Annotated in this window: 21 protein-coding genes; 16 read left to right on the forward strand and 5 right to left on the reverse strand. The window is 37.8% G+C overall.

Annotation, left to right across the window (positions count from 1 at the left end):
- The first annotated feature begins 7 nt into the window (after positions 1–7).
- Positions 8–934, forward strand: coding sequence for a DUF302 domain-containing protein (locus tag ETP70_RS05005; RefSeq protein ID WP_151900151.1), 927 nt, complete (start codon positions 8–10; stop codon positions 932–934).
- Between the two features lie 5 nt (positions 935–939).
- On the opposite strand, the gene ETP70_RS05010 is transcribed toward ETP70_RS05005, so the two are convergent.
- The gene (locus tag ETP70_RS05010) at positions 940–2,184 is read right to left on the reverse strand and encodes a DEAD/DEAH box helicase (RefSeq protein WP_151900152.1); all 1,245 of its coding nucleotides are present in this window, start codon (positions 2,182–2,184) and stop codon (positions 940–942) included.
- 121 nt (positions 2,185–2,305) lie between these two features.
- Between ETP70_RS05010 and ETP70_RS05015 the strand changes: the two genes are divergently transcribed.
- Positions 2,306–3,043, forward strand: a complete 738-nt coding sequence (locus ETP70_RS05015; RefSeq protein ID WP_151900153.1) for a DEAD/DEAH box helicase domain-containing protein — start codon at positions 2,306–2,308, stop codon at positions 3,041–3,043.
- A 16-nt stretch (positions 3,044–3,059) separates the two neighbouring features.
- Here the strand turns inward: ETP70_RS05015 and lpxB are convergent, their stop codons facing one another.
- A complete protein-coding gene (gene lpxB, locus ETP70_RS05020; RefSeq protein WP_151900154.1) occupies positions 3,060–4,103 on the reverse strand; it encodes a lipid-A-disaccharide synthase in 1,044 nt (347 codons plus the stop codon).
- A gap of 55 nt (positions 4,104–4,158) precedes the next feature.
- Here lpxB and ETP70_RS05025 point away from each other — a divergent pair, with 55 nt between their 5' ends.
- Positions 4,159–5,373: an amidohydrolase family protein gene (locus tag ETP70_RS05025; RefSeq protein WP_151900155.1), complete on the forward strand. Its 1,215-nt coding sequence runs from the start codon at positions 4,159–4,161 to the stop codon at positions 5,371–5,373.
- A gap of 94 nt (positions 5,374–5,467) precedes the next feature.
- Here ETP70_RS05025 and tgt read toward each other — a convergent pair whose 3' ends face one another.
- From tgt to ETP70_RS05040, 3 genes are read right to left on the reverse strand one after another with little or no spacing between them, the layout of a single operon-like run.
- On the reverse strand, positions 5,468–6,586 hold the full coding sequence (gene tgt / locus ETP70_RS05030; RefSeq protein ID WP_151900156.1) for a tRNA guanosine(34) transglycosylase Tgt: 1,119 nt from the start codon (positions 6,584–6,586) through the stop codon (positions 5,468–5,470).
- 42 nt (positions 6,587–6,628) lie between these two features.
- Positions 6,629–7,777, reverse strand: coding sequence for a response regulator (locus ETP70_RS05035; protein WP_151900157.1), 1,149 nt, complete (start codon positions 7,775–7,777; stop codon positions 6,629–6,631).
- Positions 7,777–8,079 carry a hypothetical protein gene (locus tag ETP70_RS05040; protein WP_151900158.1) on the reverse strand — a complete coding sequence of 101 codons (303 nt, stop codon included), beginning with the start codon at positions 8,077–8,079 and terminating at the stop codon, positions 7,777–7,779. Before ETP70_RS05040 ends, ETP70_RS05035 begins: the two co-directional genes overlap by 1 nt.
- 179 nt (positions 8,080–8,258) lie before the next feature.
- Between ETP70_RS05040 and efp the strand changes: the two genes are divergently transcribed.
- From efp to ETP70_RS05105, 13 genes are all read left to right on the forward strand, one after another.
- Entirely contained in the window at positions 8,259–8,825 is a 567-nt protein-coding gene (gene efp, locus ETP70_RS05045; RefSeq protein WP_151900159.1) for an elongation factor P, read from the forward strand.
- Positions 8,826–8,855: 30 nt separating this feature from the next.
- Positions 8,856–10,274, forward strand: coding sequence for an ATP-grasp domain-containing protein (locus ETP70_RS05050; RefSeq protein WP_151900160.1), 1,419 nt, complete (start codon positions 8,856–8,858; stop codon positions 10,272–10,274).
- 87 nt (positions 10,275–10,361) lie between these two features.
- Complete coding sequence (gene dnaE / locus ETP70_RS05055) at positions 10,362–13,979, forward strand: DNA polymerase III subunit alpha (protein WP_151900161.1); 3,618 nt, start codon at positions 10,362–10,364, stop codon at positions 13,977–13,979.
- 4 nt (positions 13,980–13,983) lie between these two features.
- Complete coding sequence (locus ETP70_RS05060; RefSeq protein ID WP_151900162.1) at positions 13,984–15,246, forward strand: M18 family aminopeptidase; 1,263 nt, start codon at positions 13,984–13,986, stop codon at positions 15,244–15,246.
- The gene (locus ETP70_RS05065) at positions 15,246–16,229 is read left to right on the forward strand and encodes a sensor histidine kinase (RefSeq protein ID WP_151900163.1); all 984 of its coding nucleotides are present in this window, start codon (positions 15,246–15,248) and stop codon (positions 16,227–16,229) included. The genes ETP70_RS05060 and ETP70_RS05065 overlap by 1 nt, the downstream gene beginning before the upstream one ends.
- 81 nt (positions 16,230–16,310) lie before the next feature.
- Complete coding sequence (locus ETP70_RS05070; protein WP_151900164.1) at positions 16,311–19,433, forward strand: cytochrome c biogenesis protein; 3,123 nt, start codon at positions 16,311–16,313, stop codon at positions 19,431–19,433.
- Between the two features lie 160 nt (positions 19,434–19,593).
- Complete coding sequence (locus ETP70_RS05075) at positions 19,594–20,298, forward strand: DUF2461 domain-containing protein (RefSeq protein WP_151900165.1); 705 nt, start codon at positions 19,594–19,596, stop codon at positions 20,296–20,298.
- Entirely contained in the window at positions 20,291–20,590 is a 300-nt protein-coding gene (locus tag ETP70_RS05080; protein WP_151900166.1) for a cupin domain-containing protein, read from the forward strand. The genes ETP70_RS05075 and ETP70_RS05080 overlap by 8 nt, the downstream gene beginning before the upstream one ends.
- 8 nt (positions 20,591–20,598) lie before the next feature.
- Entirely contained in the window at positions 20,599–21,552 is a 954-nt protein-coding gene (gene hemH, locus ETP70_RS05085; RefSeq protein ID WP_151900167.1) for a ferrochelatase, read from the forward strand.
- Positions 21,549–22,184, forward strand: a complete 636-nt coding sequence (locus tag ETP70_RS05090) for an HAD family hydrolase (protein ID WP_151900168.1) — start codon at positions 21,549–21,551, stop codon at positions 22,182–22,184. Before hemH ends, ETP70_RS05090 begins: the two co-directional genes overlap by 4 nt.
- Positions 22,185–22,229: 45 nt before the next feature.
- The gene (locus ETP70_RS05095; protein WP_151900169.1) at positions 22,230–22,547 is read left to right on the forward strand and encodes a hypothetical protein; all 318 of its coding nucleotides are present in this window, start codon (positions 22,230–22,232) and stop codon (positions 22,545–22,547) included.
- Positions 22,548–22,605: 58 nt separating this feature from the next.
- Positions 22,606–23,805 carry a molybdopterin-dependent oxidoreductase gene (locus ETP70_RS05100; RefSeq protein WP_151900170.1) on the forward strand — a complete coding sequence of 400 codons (1,200 nt, stop codon included), beginning with the start codon at positions 22,606–22,608 and terminating at the stop codon, positions 23,803–23,805.
- 9 nt (positions 23,806–23,814) lie between these two features.
- Positions 23,815–24,123 carry a sulfite:cytochrome C oxidoreductase subunit B gene (locus tag ETP70_RS05105; RefSeq protein WP_151900171.1) on the forward strand — a complete coding sequence of 103 codons (309 nt, stop codon included), beginning with the start codon at positions 23,815–23,817 and terminating at the stop codon, positions 24,121–24,123.
- The last annotated feature ends 21 nt before the right edge of the window (positions 24,124–24,144 follow it).

Genomic DNA, 24,144 nt, shown 5'->3' on the forward strand with positions numbered 1-24,144 from the left:
AAGAAAAATGAAAAAACTAATTACACTGGCAATTGTACTTTTTTGTGCAGTTTCACTCCAGGCAAAAGGAGACTTGCATCTTTTCAGTATAGAAAACAAAGATGGAAAAATTACTCCATATACTATTGAACAGGCGCTGAACAACGGCGGTTTCCATGTAGAGCTTAACAGCAATATGATAGGACCGTTTAAAAAACAGTTTAAAGAGACACAATACAAAGTTTTTACTTTAATGACATTCTGGAGTAAAAAATACACAAGAGATTTGGTGATTAAATATCCAAAAGCGGGTGTTTTTACACCGATGGGTATGGGAATCTATCAGGCAAAAAATGAAAATACTTTGCATTTTTCTGTGTTGAGCGCAGAGGCACAGGGAAAAATATTAGGGATTAAAGACCTGTCTCTTCTGAAAAAGATAGAAACAGACGTGCTTGCAGTGATAAAAAAGAATTTTCCAAAAGCAAAGCATACTTACAGTGAAGACAGTTTAAAAACATCACATAATTTAGTAACAGTTTATGAGATGGAAGTAGATGAGGATGAAGACCCTGATGATGTGCTGGATGAACTTCAAATGAACCTTGAAGGCGCATTTAAACCATACGGGTTTGTTGTTCCCCAGTTTATGGATCTCAACGAAGTACTTACACAAGACGGAACAAAAGAATCGCCGTTTGATTTTTATATTACTTACTCTATCTGTAAACTGCCGGTTATTTATACTGTTTCAAAAAGCAGACCTGAAGCATCGGCATTTGCACCATGTACAACAATGTTGTATAAGAAAAAAGGAGAAAATAAAGTTGTCGTAGGTTTTCCGGCTGTGTATAACTGGCTGAGTTCTGCAAAAGTTGAAGACAAAGAGGCGAAAGCGACACTCTTAAAAGCACAAAAAGATTTCGAATCTATTTTGAAAGATATTACAGAGTAGAAGAGTTATCTTCTTGCTCTGCTTCTGTTGGCATTTGAGCCGCGGGAGTTTCCTCTTGGCTTGTTTCTTGAGCCTCGGTTTCCACCCATATTGATAGGTTCCGCTTTGATGCTCGGATCGGGTTTAAAACCTTTGAGCCATACCTTTTGTATATCTTTTTTTATCAGCTTTTCTATATTGCCTAAAAACTCATCTTCATCAACACAGACAAGGCTGATTGCCTCACCTTTATTGCCTGCACGGCCGGTTCGTCCGATGCGATGTACATAATCTTCGCTGACATTAGGCAGTTCAAAGTTAACGACATGAGGCAGCTGGTCGATGTCAATACCGCGGGCTGCAATATCTGTAGCTACCAAAACTCTCACATCTCCTTTTTTGAAATCAGCAAGCGCTTTTGTTCGTGCATTTTGGCTTTTGTTTCCATGAATGGCAACTGATGAAATACCCTCTTTTTCAAGCTGTCCGCTGAGTTTGTTTGCGCCGTGCTTGGTACGGGTAAAAACAAGAACCTGCTGCCATTTTCCCTCATGTATAAGATGGGTTAAGAGTTCTCTTTTTCTTGTCTTGTCAACAGGATAGACACTCTGCGCTACACTGGTGTTTGACTCGTTTGTGCGGGCTACTTCTATAAGCGTAGGAGATCTTAAAAACTGGTTTGAGAGTTTTTTAATGGCATCGGAATAGGTTGCAGAAAAAAGCAGGGTTTGTCGTTCGCTTGGAATAATGTTGACAATTTTTTTAATGTCGTTGACAAAACCCATATCGAGCATTCTGTCCGCTTCATCTAGTACCAAAAACTCTATTTCTCTCAAATCGATTGTTTTTTGGGAAATATGGTCAAGCAGACGTCCCGGTGTTGCAATGACAATATCAATGCCTTTTCGCAGTTGTGTAATCTGCGGGTTAATCTTTACACCGCCAAAAATAACAGTTGATTTAAAAGGGGTATGTTTGGCATACAATGCGACATTTTCGGCAACCTGCAGTGCAAGCTCACGTGTCGGCGTCAAAATAAGTGCACGGACTTTATGCTTTTGCTTTGAAGATTTTTTGCGTGAAAGCAACTCCAAAAGAGGCAGTGTAAAACCTGCGGTTTTTCCTGTTCCTGTCTGTGCACCTGCCAAAATATCTTTTTTTTGTAAAATGACGGGAATCGCCTTTGCCTGAATGGGTGTAGGTATATCATACCCTTGTTCTTTGACAGCTTTTAAAATCGGCGCTGAAAGACCGAGTGAATTAAATGTAATTTCTTTTTGAATCGTTTTTTCCTAATGAAGACTTAAACAAGTCTTTTGTTTATTCTTCTATAATAGCATAATTTATGGCATTTGTGGGTATAATTTCAAAAATACTTTTATAGGACACCAAATGCCTGCTGAGACCATTGCCATTAAACCAAACAACCATCGTATTTATCCCTGCCCGGATGATAAAAAAACAGAACTTTTAAATAAAATTATAGAAGAAAACAAGAATGAAGATATTTTAATTGTTTGTGCAAGCAATTCTCAAGCACTTAAAGAAGAGCTGGACAATAAAGAGATTCCGGTCATAGAAGACAGAGAACTTGTAAAAAACAAAGATTTGACCTGTGGTTTTTTGATCAGTTATGATATGCCGATCAAAGCCATCGTCTATATAGCAAGAGTGTCAAAAGCTACACACAAGGCCGTAATGCTGTTGGATGAGAGTGAGCAAAAAGCCCTGCATGCTATAGAAACTTTGCTTGGACGTGCCATTAAACAAGAAACAGTTGAAGGTTTTGCATATCCGCAAAAAGAATCTAAAGATTCAGATGAACCAAAAAGAAAAAAACTCTCAAAAGATGAGATAAGAGAAGTTGCTAAAAAACGGTATGAAAGTTCTACACAGGAAAAGCCGAAGTTTGACAAGCCAAAAGGTGATTTTACAAAGGATGATGAAAAAGAGAACAAATGGGCAAAAAAGAAAAAAGTACCCAACAAGTTTTTAGGCAAAGATGAAAACGGCAAAGCAAAATTTTCAGGAAAAAGCGGCGAGCGTAATCACCGTTATGACGGGAAGCCAAGAGAAAAGCTTACAGGGAAAAAAATAAGCATTCAAGCCCGCAAACCAAAAGATACATAAAGGCATTAGTTTGACGCTAACGGGAAAGAATTTCTGCCACTCTTTGAGAACTCCCATGCTGCAGATATTCTCTTAAAGATTGGGAATTTTGTAAAAATTTCTCTCTGTCATACTCTTTATAAGCATTTAAAAGATTTTCTACAGTCACATCCTTCTGAATAAACTCAGGATGCAGTGCCTCCTTTTTATACTGTGAAAACATAATATTCCCAAGACCAAGATAATCCAGTTTCACAAGTCTGCTTGCTAGAAAATAATCAAACGGTTTTGCAATGTAACTCAAAACAAAAGGCACACCTATGAGTGCCGCTTCAAGTGTAGCCGTTCCACTGCAGATAAAAGCAAAATCTGCATTGTAAAGGGCGTTATGCGGTTCATGCGTGATGTCAAAATCACTTATATCTCCATATAATGACTTGATGTCTGTCTGGGAAAAATGCTCAGGTATAACCAGTGTTGCCTTTACATGTAAGTGCTGCACAAGTTCCCTAAAAACAGGCATGAGTTTTGTAATTTCACCTTTTCGACTGCCGGGCATAAACACGACATTTTGTACTTCGTCCCTGAGGGATTCTTTAAAGTGTGTAATTTGGTCAAGTAATGGATGCCCGACATATTCTATAGGAGCTTCTTTTGGATAGTAACTCGGCTCAAAAGGTAAAATAGAGCATAACCTGTCTATAGTTTTGGCAAGCACGGGAATGCGTTTTTTCTTCCAGGCCCAGGCTTGGGGCAGTATATAGTAGATTATCTTTTTTTGCGGGTATCTTTTTTTGATTTTTTTTGCCAGAGGCAGGTTGAAGCCGGAAGAGTCTATCAGCAGTATTTTATCCGCCTCTTTTGCAAGTTCTGTCATTTCGTCTGCAAGTTTGAAAAAGAACCGTAATTTTTTCAAAGCATCCACAAAACCCATAATAGCAAGGCTTCTCAAATCCACAATGGGCTCTCCCAGATTTTTATCAAAGATACCTATAAATTCAACATCATCGGCCAACTCTTTTTGTAATGATCTGAGATGCATATTTGCAGAGTGTTCGAGTGCTGATACAAGAATTTTCATGAGTTTTAAGCCTTAATAATTTATAATACGGACATTATATCAAAGGTGGTCTGAAATGCTTATATCAAATGCCGTAGTGTGTGACGTAAACGGAGAAAGAAATGTCGATGTACAGATACAAGACGGTGTGATTGTCGCCATAGGTGAAAATTTGCAGGATGAAAATGTTATAGATGCCCAAGGTGCCTATCTGTTGCCGAGTCTTATAGATACCAATGTAAGAGTGCTGGATTCTTCTTTAAATGCAAAAAATATAAAAACACTTGCGAAAGAGGCAAGAAAAGGCGGAGTAGGGCATATTGTATTAAATGCCGATGCAACACCTGCTATTGACAATGAAGTTGTTTTGGAATTTGCACAAAACGGTGTCAAAGATATCAAGGGCGTAAAGATTGATTTTATGCTGAACGCTTTAAAAGAAGATATGGCGCTTTCAAATATCGCGATTTTATTAAAAAAAGGTGTTGTGGCCCCTTATATGAGCACGATAGCAAAAAACAATATTGCTATTAAAATAGCAGAATATGTCAAGATGTATGACGTAACACTCTTTTGCAAGCCTGAGGACAACTCTTTGATTAATGCCGGTGTAATGCTTGAAGGAGATGTCAGCTCAAAACTCGGACTGGCAGGAATTCCTGAGCTGAGTGAAGTATTACATGTATCACGAATGATAGAAATAGCAAGATATTTCAATATTAAAATACTCTTTAAGTCCATTGCCTCACCTCGTTCTATAGAGCTTATCACTAAGGCAAAAAAAGAGGGTGTCCATGTAAGCTGTGAAGTCTCCGTACATCACTTGATTTATTCCGATGAAGCCTGTGAAGGTTTTAATACAACGGCAAAACTCAATCCTCCTTTAGCAAGCAGGGAAGATGTCATTCTTTTGCAAAATGCTTTAAAAAATGGTGATATTGATGTTCTGAGTGTTTTGCATCAGCCAAATTCACCTGTAAATAAAGAAGTGGCGTTCTTTGATGCGGCCTATGGATGTGAAGCACTTGAAGATGCACTTTCGATTTATTATACAAAACTGGTAAAATCAGGGATGATCTCTATGAGCGAATTAGTAAAATTGACTGTACAAAATCCTGCCAAATGTATCAATACGAAAGCAGGAATTATAGAGGTAGGACAAAATGCAGCAGACATTGTGCTTTTTGACACAAATGAAAAAAAAGTTATCCACAATGCCCAGTCGCTTTATAACGGCGAAGCACTTTTTGGAACTGCTATTCCAATGCCGGAAGAGAGTGATAAAAAGTAACAACAGTCGGCACTGAAGTACCGATTCCGAAGTCTTTTTGGAACCCGTACTTCAGTGCGGGCTGAATTGCTTTTATGTTTAAATTACTTGAAAATCAACTTCTTTTTGCATAAAATATTTGTTTATACTCTGCAAAGCTGTCTGCTAAAATAGCCTCACGAACTTCTCTCATCAGGTTGAGATAGTAATGCAGGTTGTGAATCGTAGCAAGTCTGAAGTAGGTTATTTCACGCGCACGAAATAGATGGTTGATGTAGGCACGGCTGTATGTTTTACATGTAAGGCACTGACACTCAGGGTCTATAGGTAAAGGATCTTCTTTGAACTTGGCCCCTTTGATGTTTATTTTCCCAAATGAGGTAAAAAGCGTGCCGTTTCTTGCATTTCTTGTGGGCATTACACAGTCAAACATATCGATGCCGCGTTCAATATTTTCTATTAAATCTTCCGGTGTACCGACACCCATCAGGTAACGGGGTTTGTCTTTTGGCATATATTGTACGGTATGTTCTACCGTATCGTACATTTCATTGTTGAGTTCTCCTACAGAGAGCCCGCCGATGGCAAAACCGTCATAATCCAAAGCACACAGTTCGGTCGCACTTTTTGTTCGAAACGCTTTGTCTGTGCCGCCTTGAATTATGGCAAAAATATTCTGTTCAACGCCCACACCCTCTTTTTGCTTTGCACGAAAGTACTCTATTGATTCTTCTGCCCAGGCAGTTGTCCGTTCTATAGAGAGTTTTATGCGCTCCTGTGTTGCCGGCAGTGCAACCAAATCATCTAAAATCATCATGATGTCAGAACCGAGATTGTGTTGGATGTCTATTACCTTTTTAGGTGTAAAAAAGTGTTTGCTGCCGTCAATGTGGGAGCGAAACTCTATACCGTCAGTTTTTGATTTTGAGATGTCGCTTAATGAAAATGCCTGGAAACCGCCGCTGTCTGTCAAAAAACTTTTAGGGTATTGTGTAAAGCCGTGAAGCTTGCCCATCTTGGCAACCGTTTTGTCTCCGGGACGCAGATACATATGGTAGGTGTTTGCCAAAATGATGTCGGCACCGAGTAATTCTAAAACATCATGTGCATCCAAAGATTTCACACTGCCTATAGTACCGACAGGCATAAAAACAGGTGTTTTAATGGTGGAATGGGCTGTTTTAAGAGTTCCCGCACGGGCATTTTTTGAAGTTGCATCTAAAGTAAATTCCATATTTCTCCACTCATTTTAAAATTTTGTGAAATTATAGCTAATTTATGTCAGTAAAATATAGGTGATATCATCTTCTTGTATTTCTATCTTTTTTTGATACAAATTTTCAAATTCCTCAACACTGTTTGCCTGCATAAAATCTTCTGCAATATATGCATTATAACTCTCTTGTGAATTATGAACCGTGTTCTCATTCAAACCGTCACTGTAGAGAATCATTTTTTTAAGTTTTTGTATATCCAGTGTGTCAACAGTAAATTTTTTTGTATAGGATGCCAGAGGAGTATTGTTGGATTTGAGTTTGCATACTTCATCGGTATCGAGCATATAGAGTAGAGGAGGCATAGAAAAAATCGCATAACTCAGGGTATTGTGCTTAAAATGTAAAAAATGCGCACAAAGTACTTCATATTTTAGTAAATTTGGTCGTATAAACTTCACTAACGAGTTGAGTAATGTCTCAAGCGAAAACAGTTTTTTTTCTTCTTTTAGCAAATCAACAGAGTAGTTGACAAAAGAACTGCACAGCATTGCAGTCACAGAAGCAGAGATGCCTTTGCCCATACCGTCTACCAAAAAGATAAAATACTCATTTTCATTTAACTTTCGTATAATATAGCTGTCTCCGCTGAGCGTGTCTTTTGGCTTATAGACGGCTTTACATGTAAGTTTTAGAAGCCTGTTGTCCTCTTCCAAATCATTTTTTGTAATAATTTTTTCTTTTGCAAAAGTAATACCTTCCTGATAATTGCTGTATTTTATTTTTTGGTCCTGTTCTTTCATAATACATCTGTCAACTATGATGGATTTTACTGCCTGATTGAATATTGAGACTAAAGAAGAGACAGTAAAAGGTCGTTTTAAAAAGCTTGCAATATGCAGATCAATTGCTTCTTTGAGAATTTCAATACTTTGAAAAGAAGTTACCAGTACTATTGGAACAGAAGTATCCACTTTGCGTATTTTTTTGCTCATTTGCAGTCCGTTGCATATCGGCATACTGTATCTGGTAATAACAATATCTATTTCATTTTTTTGAAAGCTGTTAAAACCTTCTAGACCGTTTTTGGCACAATATACATTTTTGAACATATCGGTAAAAATGTTTTTATATATCTGTATCGTTTTTGTATCGTTTTCAACACATAATATATTTAAAGTTTTATATATGTCTGATATATAGTCATTCATCAATGCGCGGAGAGTTTTTTTACATTCAATAAAGGAACCAGATTCAAATCATCCAAAAGTTCATGCAAACCTTCATTTTGTATGTGTACCTCAAGATTTATCCCGTCGTCCACGAGTTTACACAGGTATCCTATAATAGAGGAGGTAATGGAGATGGATTCCAAAATGAGAATTTTTATATATTTTATATCCGGAGAATTGTCAATCATCTTTTCAATTTCGTTTTTTATTTCTTCATAATGGCTTATAGCCTTGATATTGCCTTTTACAGTTATAGTATTTAATGATGATGAAATTTCCATTTTTAGCTCCAGTTTGCTTTTTATAAATAGTACGCCTCTATATATTAAGAATTGCTTAATCTTGCGATTTAAAATAGCAAATAATTATAAAATGTCACTAATCAGATATTTGCAATGCTATTAGAGACTTCTAAGCCCATTTATTATAGAATTGTAAAAATATTTTTAAAGGTGAGTGAATGGCAACAATCGGTATGAGTGATATCAAAAAAAATGTGCGTCTGATAGTAGGGGAAGTTCCGTATAAAGTAGTAGAGTTCCAACATGTAAAACCGGGGAAAGGGGCAGCATTTGTCCGTATGAAAATGAAAAGCTTTTTAAACGGTAAAGTAGTGGAAAAAACAGTGCATGCGGGTGACAAGTTTGAAGTGCCTGTGATTGAATACAAAACAATGCAGTACCTGTATGATGACGGAGAGATGTATCAGTTTATGGATAATGAAACATATGATCAGCTTGGCTTGACATATGAGCAGTGTGATGATGCTTCTAAATGGTTTAAAGACGGTATCAACGTTGATATTGTGTTTTACAAAGGCAAGGCGATTTCTGTGCAGGCTCCGGAAGTAATGGAATTTGTTATCACAGAAACACCGCCGAATTTTAAAGGTGATACATCAAGCGGAAGCAAAAAACCTGCAACACTCGAAAGCGGTGCTGTTGTTCAGGTACCGTATCATGTGCTAGAGGGTGATACTGTTAAAGTCAATACAGTTGACGGCGAGTATTTAGAAAAAGTTAAATAATTTAACTTCACTGATTAAGGAATAAGCAGCATGGGATTAAGCAATAAAGAGTTACCGAAATTAGGCCTTTTGTATATGGACTATGTCCTGAGATTTTTTGACCACTCCAATTTCAAAGGGTGGCCAAACAAAATAGAAACAGTGACATATCACTGGAAAAATGATAAAGAGAGATTTATTCAAGAGGTCAAAGACAAAAAAATTGATGTACTTATCGGCAATATTCCTGCTACTGCTTATGAGACATTTCGTGAAATTGCTCGAGCCTTGCCTCATGTGCGTTTTATTCCTTCTTTGGATACACAGTTTTCTAACAAATCAAAAGAGAATGTGACACGGTTTGCCTGGAAATATGACTTGCCGATTCCAAAGACCTATATTTACTACAATCATAAAAAAGCGGATGAAGCACTGAAAAAAGCAAAGTACCCTAAAATCATAAAAAAGTCCTACGGACCTTCAAATTACGGCGGTTATTTTGTGCATAAAGTCGACAGTTATGAGGAAGCAAAAGCACTTTTGGAAGAAAAAAGATATCATCCCGTTTATGTGCAGGATTTTGTGCCGATGGAGGCAGACATTCGTGTTATGCTCATAGGGCATAAACCTGTATGTGCCTTTTGGCGTCGTGCGCCTGAGGGGGAATGGCTGACAAATACTTCCCAGGGCGGCAGTATGGATTATAATGATGTACCAAAATCCGTACTTGATTTGGCAGTAAAAGTCTCCAAGGCTGCAAAAGCAGAATACTGGGCCTGTGATGTGGCTTACGGTAAAGACGGGAAGGTCCGTATTTTAGAGTGTGCGACTGCATTTGCCGCTTTTCCTTATATAAGAGACTGGATCGGGGAATACCTGATGTGGCTTTTAAGCGAGGGAAGATTTAGAAAACCGCATATTCCAATGTTTAACTGGGAAGAGCTGGGAAAAATCTCTCCGGATTTACTGCGAACAATGCGACACATTACTTTTGGTGAATATCGTGCAAGTTATGACGGTGCCTACTTTGGTAAAAAGAAGAAAATGTATGGTGACAAAGAAGTTTATCTGCATGAACTGGATAAAAAGTATAAAATTTCTGCCGTCAAACCACGATACAGTGAGGAGTGGCCGAGTGAAAAATGGAATTATCAGGATAAACTCTCGCTTAAACCGTTGCGTTCTTTGAAGAAAGATTCGAATGTAGAAGTTCCAAAGCCTACGAAAGATGAATCACAGGAGTCTTTTAGTGATGAGGTGAAAATTACACAAGAAGAACTGAGTGATTTTTTAACATCTGTAAAAGGCATAGGGAAAAAGAAAGTAAAAAAAATAGTGGAACATTTTGGTGATGTGGATGAGGTAATTGGTGTATTGCATCAAAATCCGAATATGCTGACAGAAATAAAAGGCATTACGGAGAAGCTTGTAAAAAAAATAAAAAAAGCATGGAAAAAGCTTCTTAAATAAGGAGCTTTTTTTCATCTTCTTACCTCAAATTAAGTCATTTTAACTATAATCACTCTATTCTTTACATACTAAAAAACGGAGTGATTTTTGAGTGCAAAACCTTCCTTTACACATTTACATCTTCATACAGAATACTCACTGTTAGACGGTGCAAACAAACTCTCAAACCTTGTTTCAAGAGTCAAAGAACTTGGGATGACAAGTGTTGCTATGACAGATCACGGCAATATGTTTGGAGCTATTGATTTTTACAAGCAGATGAAAAATGCCGGACTCAAGCCTATTATCGGTATGGAAGGGTACATTCACAACGGTGAGACTCTTGGCGATAAAAGTACAAAACAGCGTTTTCATATCTGTTTATATGCCAAAAATAAAAAGGGATATGAAAATCTGATGTACCTCTCCTCCAAAGCCTTTATAGAGGGCTTTTACTATTTCCCGCGAATCAACAAAAAAGAGCTGAGAGAACACAGTGAGGGGATTATCTGTACCTCTGCATGTCTTCAGGGAGAAGTAAACTGGCACCTAAATCTGCAAAATGAAAGAAATGTCAAAAACGGTGCGCTCGGATATGAGGGTGCTTTAGATGTCGCTCGGGAGTATCAGGATATTTTCGGTGATGATTTTTACCTTGAACTGATGCGTCACGGTATCGGGGATCAACTCTACATAGATGAGCAGATTTTAAAAATTTCCAAAGAAACAGGTATTAAAGTTGTGGCGACAAATGACACACACTATACCTATCCTGAAGATGCCCAGTACCATGAGGCCTTTATGTGCATAGGGATGAATAAACTTTATGATGATCCAAATCGTATGCGTCACTCGGTACATGAGTTTTATATAAAATCTCCTGATGAGATGGCACGGCTTTTTGCCGATATTCCGGAAGCTTTAGAACATACGCAGGAAATTACAGACAAAATAGAAGATTTTGTACCCATTGTAAAATCACCGACACCGCCCAACTTTAAATTTACGCAGGAGTATGCAAAAGAAGAGGGGCTTGATATAGACTTTGAAGATGATCCCCCTTTACCTGAAAATGCCACAGAAGAAGAGAAAAAAAAGTGGATGAGTGCTGCTGATAAGAATGATGCTGAATTTTTCATTGTCAAATGCCGACAGGGACTCCAAAAGCGTCTGAAAATTGTTCCAAAAGAGAAGCATCAGGAGTATCGTGACAGGCTGGAATTTGAGATGAACATCATTAACTCTATGAAATTTCCCGGTTATATGATGATTGTTTGGGACTTTGTTAAAGAGGCAAAGCGTCTGGGTATTGCAGTAGGTCCAGGACGGGGAAGTGCTGCCGGAAGCCTGGTTGCCTACTCTTTGGAGATTACCGACATTGACCCGATGAAATACGACCTGCTTTTTGAGCGTTTTTTAAATCCTGAGCGTGTGAGTATGCCCGATATTGATATGGATTTTATGCAGGCGCGCCGCGGAGAAGTGATAGACTATGTCACAAAAAAATACGGGCGTAATCAGGTTGCCCAAATCATTACTTTTGGTTCTTTGCTTGCCAAGGGAGTCATTCGGGATGTGGCACGTGTTTTGGATATGCCGCTTAGTAAAGCCGACCAGATGGCAAAACTTGTACCCGATGAACTCGGCATTACACTTAACGGTAAAACAAAAAACGGAGAGTTTAAAGAGGGTGCTTTTCAAAAAGAGCCAAAACTTCGAGAACTCATAGAGAGTGATCCTCAGGTCGGACGGGTTTGGGAATTTGCCAAAAAGCTTGAAGGGCTCAAGCGAAATGCAGGAATGCACGCTGCCGGTGTCGTTATAAGCAATGAAGAGTTATGGAAAAAAACACCTATATACAAGCCTTCCGGGGAAGATACCTTTGTCACACAGTATTCACTCAACTATATGGAAGATGTCGATTTAATCAAGTTTGACTTCTTGGGTCTAAAAACACTCGATGTTATTGACAATGCAATCAAACTCATTAAAAGAAGATACAACAAGGAGATAGACTGGCATCAGATAGACGAAAATGACAAAAATGTGTATGATGTCATTCAGACCGGTGAAACAGTCGGAATGTTTCAGATAGAATCATCCGGTATGCAGGATCTGAACCGTCGTTTAAAACCTTCAAACTTTGAGGATTTGATTGCGGTCCTGGCACTGTATCGTCCGGGTCCTATGGAATCAGGGATGCTTGATGATTTCATCGAGCGTAAACACGGACGACAGGAAATTACCTATGTTTTTCCCGCACTTGAAGAGATACTCAAGCCTACCTACGGAGTTATAGTTTATCAAGAACAGGTTATGCAGATTGTGCAGACTATCGGTGGATTTTCTCTCGGTGGTGCAGATATTGTGCGCCGTGCCATGGGGAAGAAAAAAGTCGAGGAGATGCTTAAATACAACAAAGAGTTCTCCGAGGGTGCAGCCAAACAGGGGCTTGATTATAAAACGGCTTCAGAACTCTTTGATTTGATTGAAAAGTTTGCCGGATACGGTTTCAACAAATCACACTCGGCAGCCTATGCCATGGTTACTTTTCAAACGGCATGGCTCAAGACATATTATCCCAATGAATTTATGGCAGCACTTTTAACCTCAGACAAAGACAATACAGAAAAAGTAGTGCGCTATATAGATGAAGTCAAGCGAATGGGCATAGCACTTTCTCCTCCTGATATCTGTGACTCTTATTTGGAATTTTCTGCTATTACGAAAAATCAGCAGGAGATTATTTTGTTTGGTTTGGGCGGTATAAAAGGGGTTGGAGAAGCAGCTATTTATGCCATGATAGAAGAGCGCGAAGAAAACGGCGACTATACCTCTTTGCAGGATTTTGTCAACAGAATCGAGCCAAGTAAAGTAAACAAGCGTGTTATTGAAGCCATTATAAAGTCAGGCGGATTTGACAGATACGGCTACTCACGAAAAGCACTCTTAGACCAGATAGAACTGATTGTGGAGACGGCAAAAAAAGCGAGTGAAGCAAAGAAAAATGCAGTTGGTTCTCTTTTTGGAGATGATGAAGAGATTACAACCGTAAAACTCGAACTTACAAACTCAGACGAATATGAACTCAAAGAGATTTTAGAGTTTGAAAAAGAGACTTTGGGATTTTATGTCTCCGGGCATCCGATGGATAATTTCAGACAAGAATTGGATGAGCTAAATTATACACTCTCATCAGAACTTGAAAGCATCAAAGACGGCTCTTTTGCTATATTTATAGGAAAAGTAGAAGAGATAACGAAAAAAATCTCTAAAAAAGGGAATCAGTTCGGTATTGTCAACCTGATGGACTTTCATGGAAATATTGAAATTATGCTTTTTTCCGATAAGCTCGAACAACTCAGTGAAATGGACTTGGAAGAACCTGTTGCTTTTAAGGCAAGAGTCACGCATACTGATTTTGGACCACGACTCAATGTTACAAAGCTAATGACACTCAAACAGGCAAAGAAAGAGACAAAAAAAGTAAAAACAGAGATTCAAGAAGCGCCGCCGGAGCCAATTAATTTGGCTGTACGACTGAGCAGTAATTTTGATGTACTGGAAAAACTTTATACGCTTATCAGGCAAAATCCGGGGAACAGACCGCTTAAAATTACCATAGTATCAAAACTGCACAATGTCGTCATAGATTCCGCCATACATGTAAATGCACAGCTCATAACTGCGCTTGAAGGCAATGAATTTGTGGATATAATAGGATAAACAGATGAATAAACAAGATTTCAACGAAGGACTTTTAGGCTTTTTGGATGCTTCGCCTACGCCTTTTCATGCGACGCAAAATATGGCAATGATGTTTGAAAATGCAGGATTTATCAAGCTTGATGAAACAGATAAATGGGAACTTAAAGCAGGACAAAAGTATTATGTCACACGCAATGGCTCTTCAATAATTGCCTTTACCTACCCAAAAACAGAAAAAAATTATGTGATGGTTGGGGCACATACCGATTCGCCAAACCTGAAACTCAAGCCAAATCCTGTAATAAAAGAGCATGGTGTGGTGAAATTCGGTGTTGAGCCTTACGGCGGACTGCTCTTAAATCCCTGGTTTGACAGAGATTTGTCTTTAGCGGGTCGGGTAAGTTATCTTGATGCAAACAAGACTTTGCAAAGTATCTTGATTAATGTGCAAAAGCCAATCGCTGTTATTCCATCGCTAGCCATTCATTTGGACGACAAAGCCAACAAAGAGAGAACGGTGAACAAACAGACAGATATCTGTCCGGTTTTGAGCACAAATGAAGATTTTGATTTTGATGAATTTATTAAATGGCAGCTTGCAAACAACGGTATTGGAGATGTCGAAGAAATTTATGCAAGTGAGTTGAGCTTTTATGATACACAAAAAGCAGAATTTGTAGGGCTGCGGAATGATTTTATTGCAAGTGCGCGGCTTGATAATCTGCTGAGTTGTTACACAGGCATGGTTAGTATTTGCAGTGTAAATACAGACAAGCCTATGCTTTTCATCGCAAGTGACCATGAAGAGGTGGGGAGTGAATCGACGAGCGGAGCAGGGGGCAGTTTTTTAGAAAATACCCTGCACAGAATGTTTGATGATTATGAAGAGTATATGCAGATGACAAGAAGCTCTTTGATGATAAGTGCAGACAATGCCCATGCAATTCATCCAAATTACCCGGCAAAACATGACAGCAATCATGCCCCGCATATAAACAAAGGTGTTGTCATAAAAGTCAATGCAAATCAGCGATATGCCTCCAATGACAAAACAATAGCAAAGTTTAAGTATAACGCTTCATTGTTACATGTAAGGCTGCAAAATTTTGTGACAAGAAGCGATATGGGATGTGGCTCCACCATAGGACCCATCACGGCTTCGCGTTTAGGAATAGACACCATAGATGTAGGACTGCCAACCTGGGCAATGCATTCCATACGCGAACTTGCCGGCAGTGATGATGCACATGATTTGTATAAAATTTTGACAGGACTCAGTGCTTAATGGCATCTATTACACCGCAGGAACTTAATGTTCTTATTCAGCAGACTTATAAGGTTGAGAATGAGTTTAATGAGTTAAAGGCCTCGTATGCACACCTGCAGGATACTGTTGAAAAGGTTGTTGAATTTCTCCCTAATGCTATTTGGATTCTTAACAGTGATAACACTGTTTTTTTGCAAAATTCCCATGCAAGAGAGTTATGGGAGCTTTTAAAGCTTTTGGAGTACCGTGATGAAGATTATGAAATTACTTTTAATGCACACTCCTACCTTGTCAAGAGTTCTACCTATAAAGACAAAGTGATGCTCTCTGCAACAGATATTACAGAACAAAAGCGAAAAGAAAATCTTGCCACTATGGGACAGATGGCAGCCCACCTTTCCCATGAAATACGGAACCCTATAGGTGCGATTTCTTTGATGAGTTCGACACTTAAAAAACGGGTACTTCCTGAAAATATTCCAATAGTCGAAGAGATACAAAAATCAGTTTATAGAATTGAGCGAATCATTAAAGCGACACTGATGTTTTCAAAAGGTGTGCAGACACAAAAAGATCTTATACCGTGGAGTCAGCTCAAAGAGTCTCTGGATATGGCGATAGCCTATTACGGATATTCAAAAGAGATAGAGTTTGTTTTTCCAAAAGAGGATTTTTTTATGCATGCAGACAAAGATTTACTTGAAATGCTGTTTGCAAACTTTATCACCAATGCCATTGATGCGATAGAAGAGGATGAAAACGAAGAGGGAAGGGTTGAAATAACCTATGAAAATGATGGAATATATCACATCTTTAAGATATATGACAGTGGTGTGGCTATAGATAATGAAAAAGAGCTTTTTGAAGCATTTAAAAGCACAAAGCTCAAAGGCAACGGTTTAGGACTTGTTCTTTCCCGTCAGATTGCCGAGGCACACGGCGGAAGTGTAAATTTATGCACTGTGCAGAAAAAATGTTTTGAAGTGAAAATTAAAATGTAAGTTAAAAAGGCGTGATTGTTTTTAGGTTAGTTTATTATTATCTTATTGCAAGTATAATAATTTTTTTTTAAAAGGTTAAACATGAAAAAAATTCTCTCTTTAATTGGTTCAATGCATACGATGGCAATTTTAATGCTTATTTTTGCATTTACAATAGGGTATGCAACGATAGTTGAAAATGACTATGGAACGATGACTGCAAAAGCAGAAATCTATAATGCACGATGGTTTGAGGTTTTGCTGGGTTTATTGGCTTTGAATCTTTTGTATAATATCTATCGATTTAAGATGTACAAACTCTCTAAAGCGCCTATTTTTATCTTTCATATTGCGTTCTTGGTGATATTGGTCGGTGCGGCAGTGACGCGGTATTTTGGTTATGAAGGGACTATGCATATTCGTGAAGGAGGCAGTGCTTCTTCAATTGTAAGTGCTGATCCCTATATAAGCATAAAAGTCAGTAACGGCAGTGACACAAAAAAATTCTCTAAAGTTTTATATCTTTCAAAAAGAGGAAATAATGATTTTGAGGCGTATTTGAAGCTTGAGAATAAAAAGGTTGATGTGAAGCTTGTAGAGTACATTCCTAATGCCATAGAAACTTTGGTGGCAGACAAAAACGGCAAGGCAATAGCAAAACTTATGGTTACAGGCAGTGGACAGGGAAAACCTGTAGCACTTGAAGAGGGCAAGTTTTATAATGCGGGAAGTTTTATTCTGGATTTTAATTCAGGCGAACATTTTGATAAACCGGTTTTGTTTTTGTATATAAAAGACGGCAGGTTGTACCTGAAGCATGATATGAAACTTTCTTACTTAAAAATGGCTGACCGATCCAGAGGCAGTTTGGATGCAAATGATCATGAAGCGCTTCAGACAAGAGTTCTTTACAGCAGTGATTTAGGCGGTTTTGTTTTGCGTGATTTTATGCTGCATGCACATAAAAAAGTGGTTTCAAACCCAAAATCCATACTGCGGGCTTCCGGTGTAGATGCGCTTAAATTTTTGGTTCACAGTGGCGATAAACAAAAAGAAGTCCTGGTATACTCACAAAAAGGTATGCTTGGTGTTCCCAGTGAAGTGGATATAAATGGTTTACATGTAAGTGTTGCCTATGGTTCAAAAGAGATAAAAATTCCTTTTACCTTAAAACTTTTGGATTTCCAGCTTGACAGATATCCGGGATCTATGAGTCCGGCATCGTATGCAAGTGAAGTGGAACTTATAGACAAGGAAATGGGAATTGATATGAAATACAGAATATATATGAATCATATTTTGGAACACAGAAATTACAGATTTTTCCAATCTTCTTATGATATGGATGAAAAAGGAACAATTTTGTCAGTAAACCATGACCCAGGAACACTGCCGACATATATAGGGTATTTTTTACTGGCACTCGGAATGTTTTGGGCACTCTTTTCCAAAAAACACAGATTTGCCAAACTTTCGGCAAAAGCAAAAAAAGCGAGTGAGTGTAAAATAGTTCCGGCATTGTTGATTGCAGGTTTGGCATTTGCAGTGACACCGGCAAAAGCCGCTGAACTTGATCCGGCTATAAAAACCATACTTTCTTTTGATGAAGAGCATGCACAAAAATTTGGACATTTGATAGTGCAGGATACACAAGGACGCATGAAGCCGATAGATACACTTGCTTTGGAAGTATTGGCAAAAATACACAGAAGTTCTACATTGCAAGTCGGAGAAACAGAGTTAAGTGCAAATCAGGTAATCCTGGGCATGATGATACGACCGGATGTTTACAAAGACATAAAACTTATTCGAACGGGTGATGAAAGAATAAATGAGGCCATAGGAATAAAAAAAGATGCAAAATATGCCTCTTTTGCACAGTTTTTTCAGGATCCTGCAGGTATGCGGGGTTACAAGCTTTTGTCTCTTGTTGAACAGGCTTCAAGAAAAGCTCCAAAAGACAGAAACAAGTTAGACAAAGCTGCCTTGAAAATTGATGAAAAAGTAAATGTTGTTTATATGGTTTTTACAGGTTCACTGTTGAAAATATGGCCAAAACCGAATGACCTTAATAACAAATGGTATGCAACAATTGAGGCTTTAAAAACATTTGATGCTTCTCAGGCTGAAAAAGTCAGAATGATTGCGATAGCCTATTTCACAGCTGTCGATGCTGCTCTTTCAAACGGAGAATGGAAAATCGCTGATGCAGGATTGAAAAAGATAGACGAATATCAGAGGTTCTACGGTTCTGCTGTCTATCCGAGTGAAAATAAAATAAAAGCAGAGATTTTTTACAACCACTCAAATGTTTTTGAAATTCTTTGGCCATTGTATTTCATTATGGGCTTTGTATTGTTGATTTTAAGTTTTGTGAAAATTTTAAAACCGAAATTTCAAATGCAAAAAATTACAAAAGTTTCTTTGGGACTTTTAGGTATCTTTTTTATTGCACATACTTTGGGTCTTGCACTGCGATGGTACATATCGGGACATGCTCCATGGTCAAACGGTTTTGAATCAATGACATATATTGCATGGGCAACGGTTCTGGCAGGATTTATTTTTTCCAAGCAGTCTCCTATTACGCTGGCATCTACGTCAATTTTGGCAGGTCTGATTCTGTTTGTGGCACATTTGAGCTGGATGAACCCGCAGATTACCAATCTTGTGCCTGTACTTAATTCTTACTGGTTGAGTATACATGTATCAATGATTACGGCAAGTTATGGTTTTCTGGGGCTTGGAGCATTGCTTGGATTTATCACCCTGTTGCTGTTTATTGTAAAAAATGACAAAAATGACAAGCAGATTTCGCTCTCTATTAAAGAGTTGAATGCCATTAACGAAATGAGTTTGATCATCGGGCTTGTTTTGTTGACAGTCGGAAACTTTTTAGGCGGTGTCTGGGCAAATGAATCCTGGGGCCGATACTGGGGATGGGATCCAAAAGAGACATGGGCACTGGTGACTATTTTAGTCTATGCCGTTGTTATCCATGTACGGTTTATTAAATCTATTTACAATGACTTTAATTACAGTGTAATCTCGCTCTTGGCATTTACATCGGTTTTGATGACATATTTCGGAGTGAATTATTATCTTGCGGGTATGCACTCGTATGCAAAAGGGGATCCGGTACCTATTCCTGACTTTGTTCCGGTAACCTATGCAATAGTGTTTATAATTATTGCACTTGCTTTTAGAAACAGAAAATTAGCATAGAAATACCAGATTTTAGGCAAGCTTAAAACCTTGGTTTTAAACGCAATGCTATTAAGTTAAGCGACTTTTTTGGAACCCGTACTTTAGTACGGGCTTTGTGTCTTTCATGACTAAGTTTTAGTTTGACACATATATTTGTAATGTAAAAAAGGAAATACCTTTGGAGTTTACAGGTTTTAGTAAAAAAACACTGCCGTTTTTGGCAGCAATTCGAAAAAACAACAACAAAGAGTGGTTTTCGGCTCATAAACAGGAGTACGAAACACTCATTCTCAATCCCTCCCGTGCTTTTGTCACAGAGATGGGAGAGCATCTGCAGGCACTTGAACCATCCATAAACGCAATACCAAAAATCAACAAATCTCTGTATAGAATCTACCGTGATTCAAGACGTCCAAATGCGCTTGCCATGCCTATAAAAGAGCGCATCGGCATAATATTTTGGCAGGGAAACAGCAAGAGAATGCAAAGCTCCTCTTTTTATCTGCACTTTTCGCCTGAAGAACTTTATGTAGCCGTGGGTGTACGCTGGTTTGAAAAACCGATGCTTGATGCTTTTCGGCAAACCATTAAAAATGATGCCAAACGTGCCGAACTCGCAAATATACTTAAAGTTATCAAAGCAAAAAACAAAAACTACACCCATCTTGAAAAAGGCTATAAGCGTTTTCCTAAAGGATTTCATGCTGATATGGAACATGCTGATTTGAGCCTTTATAAAGGTATGGCAACCTATACGATACTCGACCCGCATCTTATAGAAGACGGGGAGAAGCTTATAAACAGGCTTTATGAAATTTATGAAGATATGCTGCCTCTGCAACAGTTTATGTATGAAGTCAGCCTGAGAGTCGAAGATGAGTAATATTTTTGATTATGAGCTGCCTGAACCTGACAGTGAGAAATTTCAAACACTTTTAAAAAAGAAAAATGTAGAAATAAAAACTATAGTAAGCAACACCCTGAAAACTCCGCAAACCTTTGTTGAGGAGAGAGATGAATGGCTTGTCGTTCTCAAAGGTTGTGCAAAATTGGAAATAAATGGTATAGTACACAAATTAAAAAGCGGTGATACTCTGTTTATAGCTGCAAATACAAAGCATACACTTCTCAAAACAAAAAAAGTCGTTGTCTGGCTGAGTGTATATATACAATAGGAAGTAGATTGAAAAAAGAGGCGATAGTATTACTGAATATGGGTGGTCCAAACAACCTGAATGAAGTAGAAATGTTTTTAAAAAATATGTTTGCAGATAAAAACATACTGACGATGAAAAGCAATCTTGTGAGAAAAATGGTTGGCGGACTGATTGTCTTTAACCGTGCGGAAGCATCTCAGGAAATATACAGAGAACTGGGCGGAAAATCGCCTATAGTCGGGCATACAAAAAATCTTGTGTCAAAACTGCAAAAAAAACTGGGTGAAAAATTTATAGTTGATTTTGCCATGCGATATACACCGCCTTTTGCCTGTGAAGTAGTGGAAAAACTGGCTAAAGAGGATGTGGACAAAATATACTTGATTCCTTTGTATCCGCAATACTCTACAACGACGACAAAGTCCTCTCTTGAAGATTTTGAAGAGTGCTATCACAAGAGTAAAGGCAATGCACTTTTGGTGGAAATAAAACATTTTTTCCAAAATGAAACATATAACAGGGCAGTTATTCAAAGTATTCAAAATACAGTGGGAGAGAGTGAGTATCGTGATTTTGACATTGTTTTTTCAGCACACGGACTTCCGCAAAAAATTATAGATGCGGGAGATGTGTATGAAAAACATGTGAAACGTCATGTGGAAATTTTAAAAGAGATGATGCAAAAAGAAGGGATGGCATTTCATGATGTTCATTTGGCATACCAGTCAAAAGTAGGGCGTATGGAGTGGCTCAAACCTTCACTTGAGGACAAACTCAAAACAGTCAGAAACAGGGGTGTTGTCATTTTTCCTATCGCCTTTACTATTGACAATTCGGAAACAGACTATGAGCTGGATGTAGAGTACAGAGAAATAGCACAGGATTTGGGATTTAAAGAGTATAGAGTCTGTAAATGTCCAAATGACAGTGATTTGTTTGTTGAAGCACTTGTGGAAATTTATAAAAAGATGAAATCATGAAAAAAATAGTTATATTTGATATGGACGGGACATTGATTGATTCAAAAAAAGATATTACCATCTCAGTCAATTATGTAAGAAAAACAAATCATAACCTGCCTCCACTAAGCGAAGAGTTTATAGTGGATGCTATTAACAAAGAGGTAAGAAATCTTCCTAAACTCTTTTACAATACTGAAATCTATGAAGAAAAAGACAGAATTCTTTTTGAAAAACATTATAAAAAGCAGTGTATAGAACATCCTTACCTTTATGATGGTGTCCAAGAGATGCTTGAGCGGTTACATGTAAAGGGGGTAAAGCTTTCAGTTGCGACAAATGCACCGACACAGTTTGCCCTGACAATGCTGGAACATTTACATGTAGCCGATTTGTTTGACATGATAGTCGGTGCAGATAAAGTACAGGCATCAAAGCCGCATCCCGATATGATACACAAGATTTTGAATTTTTACAGTTATGATGCAAAAAAAGATAAGGCATGGATGGTGGGGGATAATTCAAAAGATATTAAAAGTGCACACAATGCCGGCATTGAAGCGATTTTTGCAGCATGGGGATTTTCTGCGCATGGAACACATACCGTAGTAGTAAAAGATCCAAAAGAAATAGTAGATATCGTTTTACAATAAATTATGATACAATAAATCCTAACTCGGTTGAGGAGGGATGTCAAAATGTTTCATAATGATTTACTGATAGCTTTTATTGTAATGGGCATTTTATTTTTACGACAAATAGCAATTTTGAAACGTCCGGACAAAATTAACTATGCTCCTCTAAATGTCAAGAATCAAAGTGAAATGATAATAAAACAGATTGTTTTATCAGTGAAGAATATGCAGGAACTTGAAAAAACAACAGCAAGTTTTCCAAAAATATTTTCTCAATTAAACAGTGTGATTCAAGAAATAGAAGCGATAAAATCGGATTATATAACATCATACAAAGAGCTTGAAAATCTTTTAAAAAGATTGGAAAAAAAGCTCTTTTAAGTCATTTTAAATATTTGTCGATATAATCCAAACCAAAATAACAATTATAAGGAAAAATATGAAAAGAAGAGAATTTCTTAAAACTTCTATGGCTGCTTCAGCTGCTATTTTAGGTACAACTGCATTATCAGCCGGTGAAACACATCAGCCAATTGATACCAGAAAAGTCTCTGATATGGCTTTCCCTGAAAAAAGACCATTGATAACCTATTCGGACAGACCACCGCTTTTGGAATCACCAAGAAGCACATTTGCACGCGGCATCACTGAAAATGATGAATTTTTTGTCAGATGGCACCTTCCGGATATTCCGACTTATATTGATACAGATTCTTTTACTATTAAAATCGATGGTTTGGTTGAAAAAGAGTTGGAAATTTCTCTTAAAGAGTTGAAAAATGATTTTGAACAAGTTGAAGTAACTGCAGTACTGCAATGTGGTGGTAATTCCCGTTCAGCTTTTACACCAATAGCAGGCGGTATTCAATGGGGAAGTGGTGCTATGGGATGTGCAAAATGGAAAGGTGTACGGTTAAGTGATATTTTGAATCGTGCAGGCTTGAAAAAAGATGCTCATTGGATCGGTTTCAACGGTAAGGATAATGCAGCTTATTATGAAACACCGAATTTTGTAAGAGAATTAGAGATTGAAGAGTTAAATGATCATGTCATTATTGCGTATGAAATGAATGGTGAGGATTTACCTTATTTAAATGGCTTTCCTCTTCGTTTGGTTATTCCTGGATACTATTCGGACAGTTGGGTTAAAATGTTAAGTAATATTACAGTTACAAATAAATACAAATCTCTTTTCTTTATGGATGTAGCATACCGTGTTCCAGACAATAAATGTGAATGTGAAACGCCAAAGCATAAATTTAAACCAACAAAGCCAATAACAAATATGAATGTAAAATCAGTGATAGGGTATCCTGAAAACGGGATGAAACTCTATCATAATTCACATGTAGTTGTAAGAGGTGTGGCATTTGATGACGGACATGGAATTAGAGAAGTTTTAGTCTCTGTTAATGGTGGGAAAACATGGGAAAAAGCAGAACTCAAACAAGAAAATGGACGTTATGCTTATACGGAGTTTAGGTATTCATATAAACCTACAAAATACGGAAAACTGACATTTATGGCAAAAGCAGTTAATCGTCTTGGAGATGAACAGCCATTTGCAAAAGATATCGGATGGAACCATGGTGGATATAAGTACAATGGTATTGATGAAGTTACAGTAGAAGTGGTTTAAGGAGAAAAAATGAAAAAATTATTATTAATAGCAATACTGTCCGCAGGTTCACTCTTTGCACAAGTAAAGGGAGATATTGAAGTCCCGTATATATCTTATCAAATCAAAATGGGTAAAGGATTTGATGCTGTTCAGGCAAACTGTCTGATGTGTCACTCTTTTGGATATATTATTAACCAAGGTCCTCAATCACGTGAGTTTTGGCATAAAAAGATAGAGAAGATGATTGTACATTTTAAAGCACCTATCACAAAAGAAGATGAAAAAATTGTGACTGACTATCTCTTTAAGCACTATGGAAACGGCAAATTAAAATAGTACCTGTCAAAAAAAATTGCA

Source organism: Sulfurimonas hydrogeniphila, from assembly GCF_009068765.1.
GTDB classification, from domain to species: Bacteria; Campylobacterota; Campylobacteria; order Campylobacterales; family Sulfurimonadaceae; genus Sulfurimonas; species Sulfurimonas hydrogeniphila.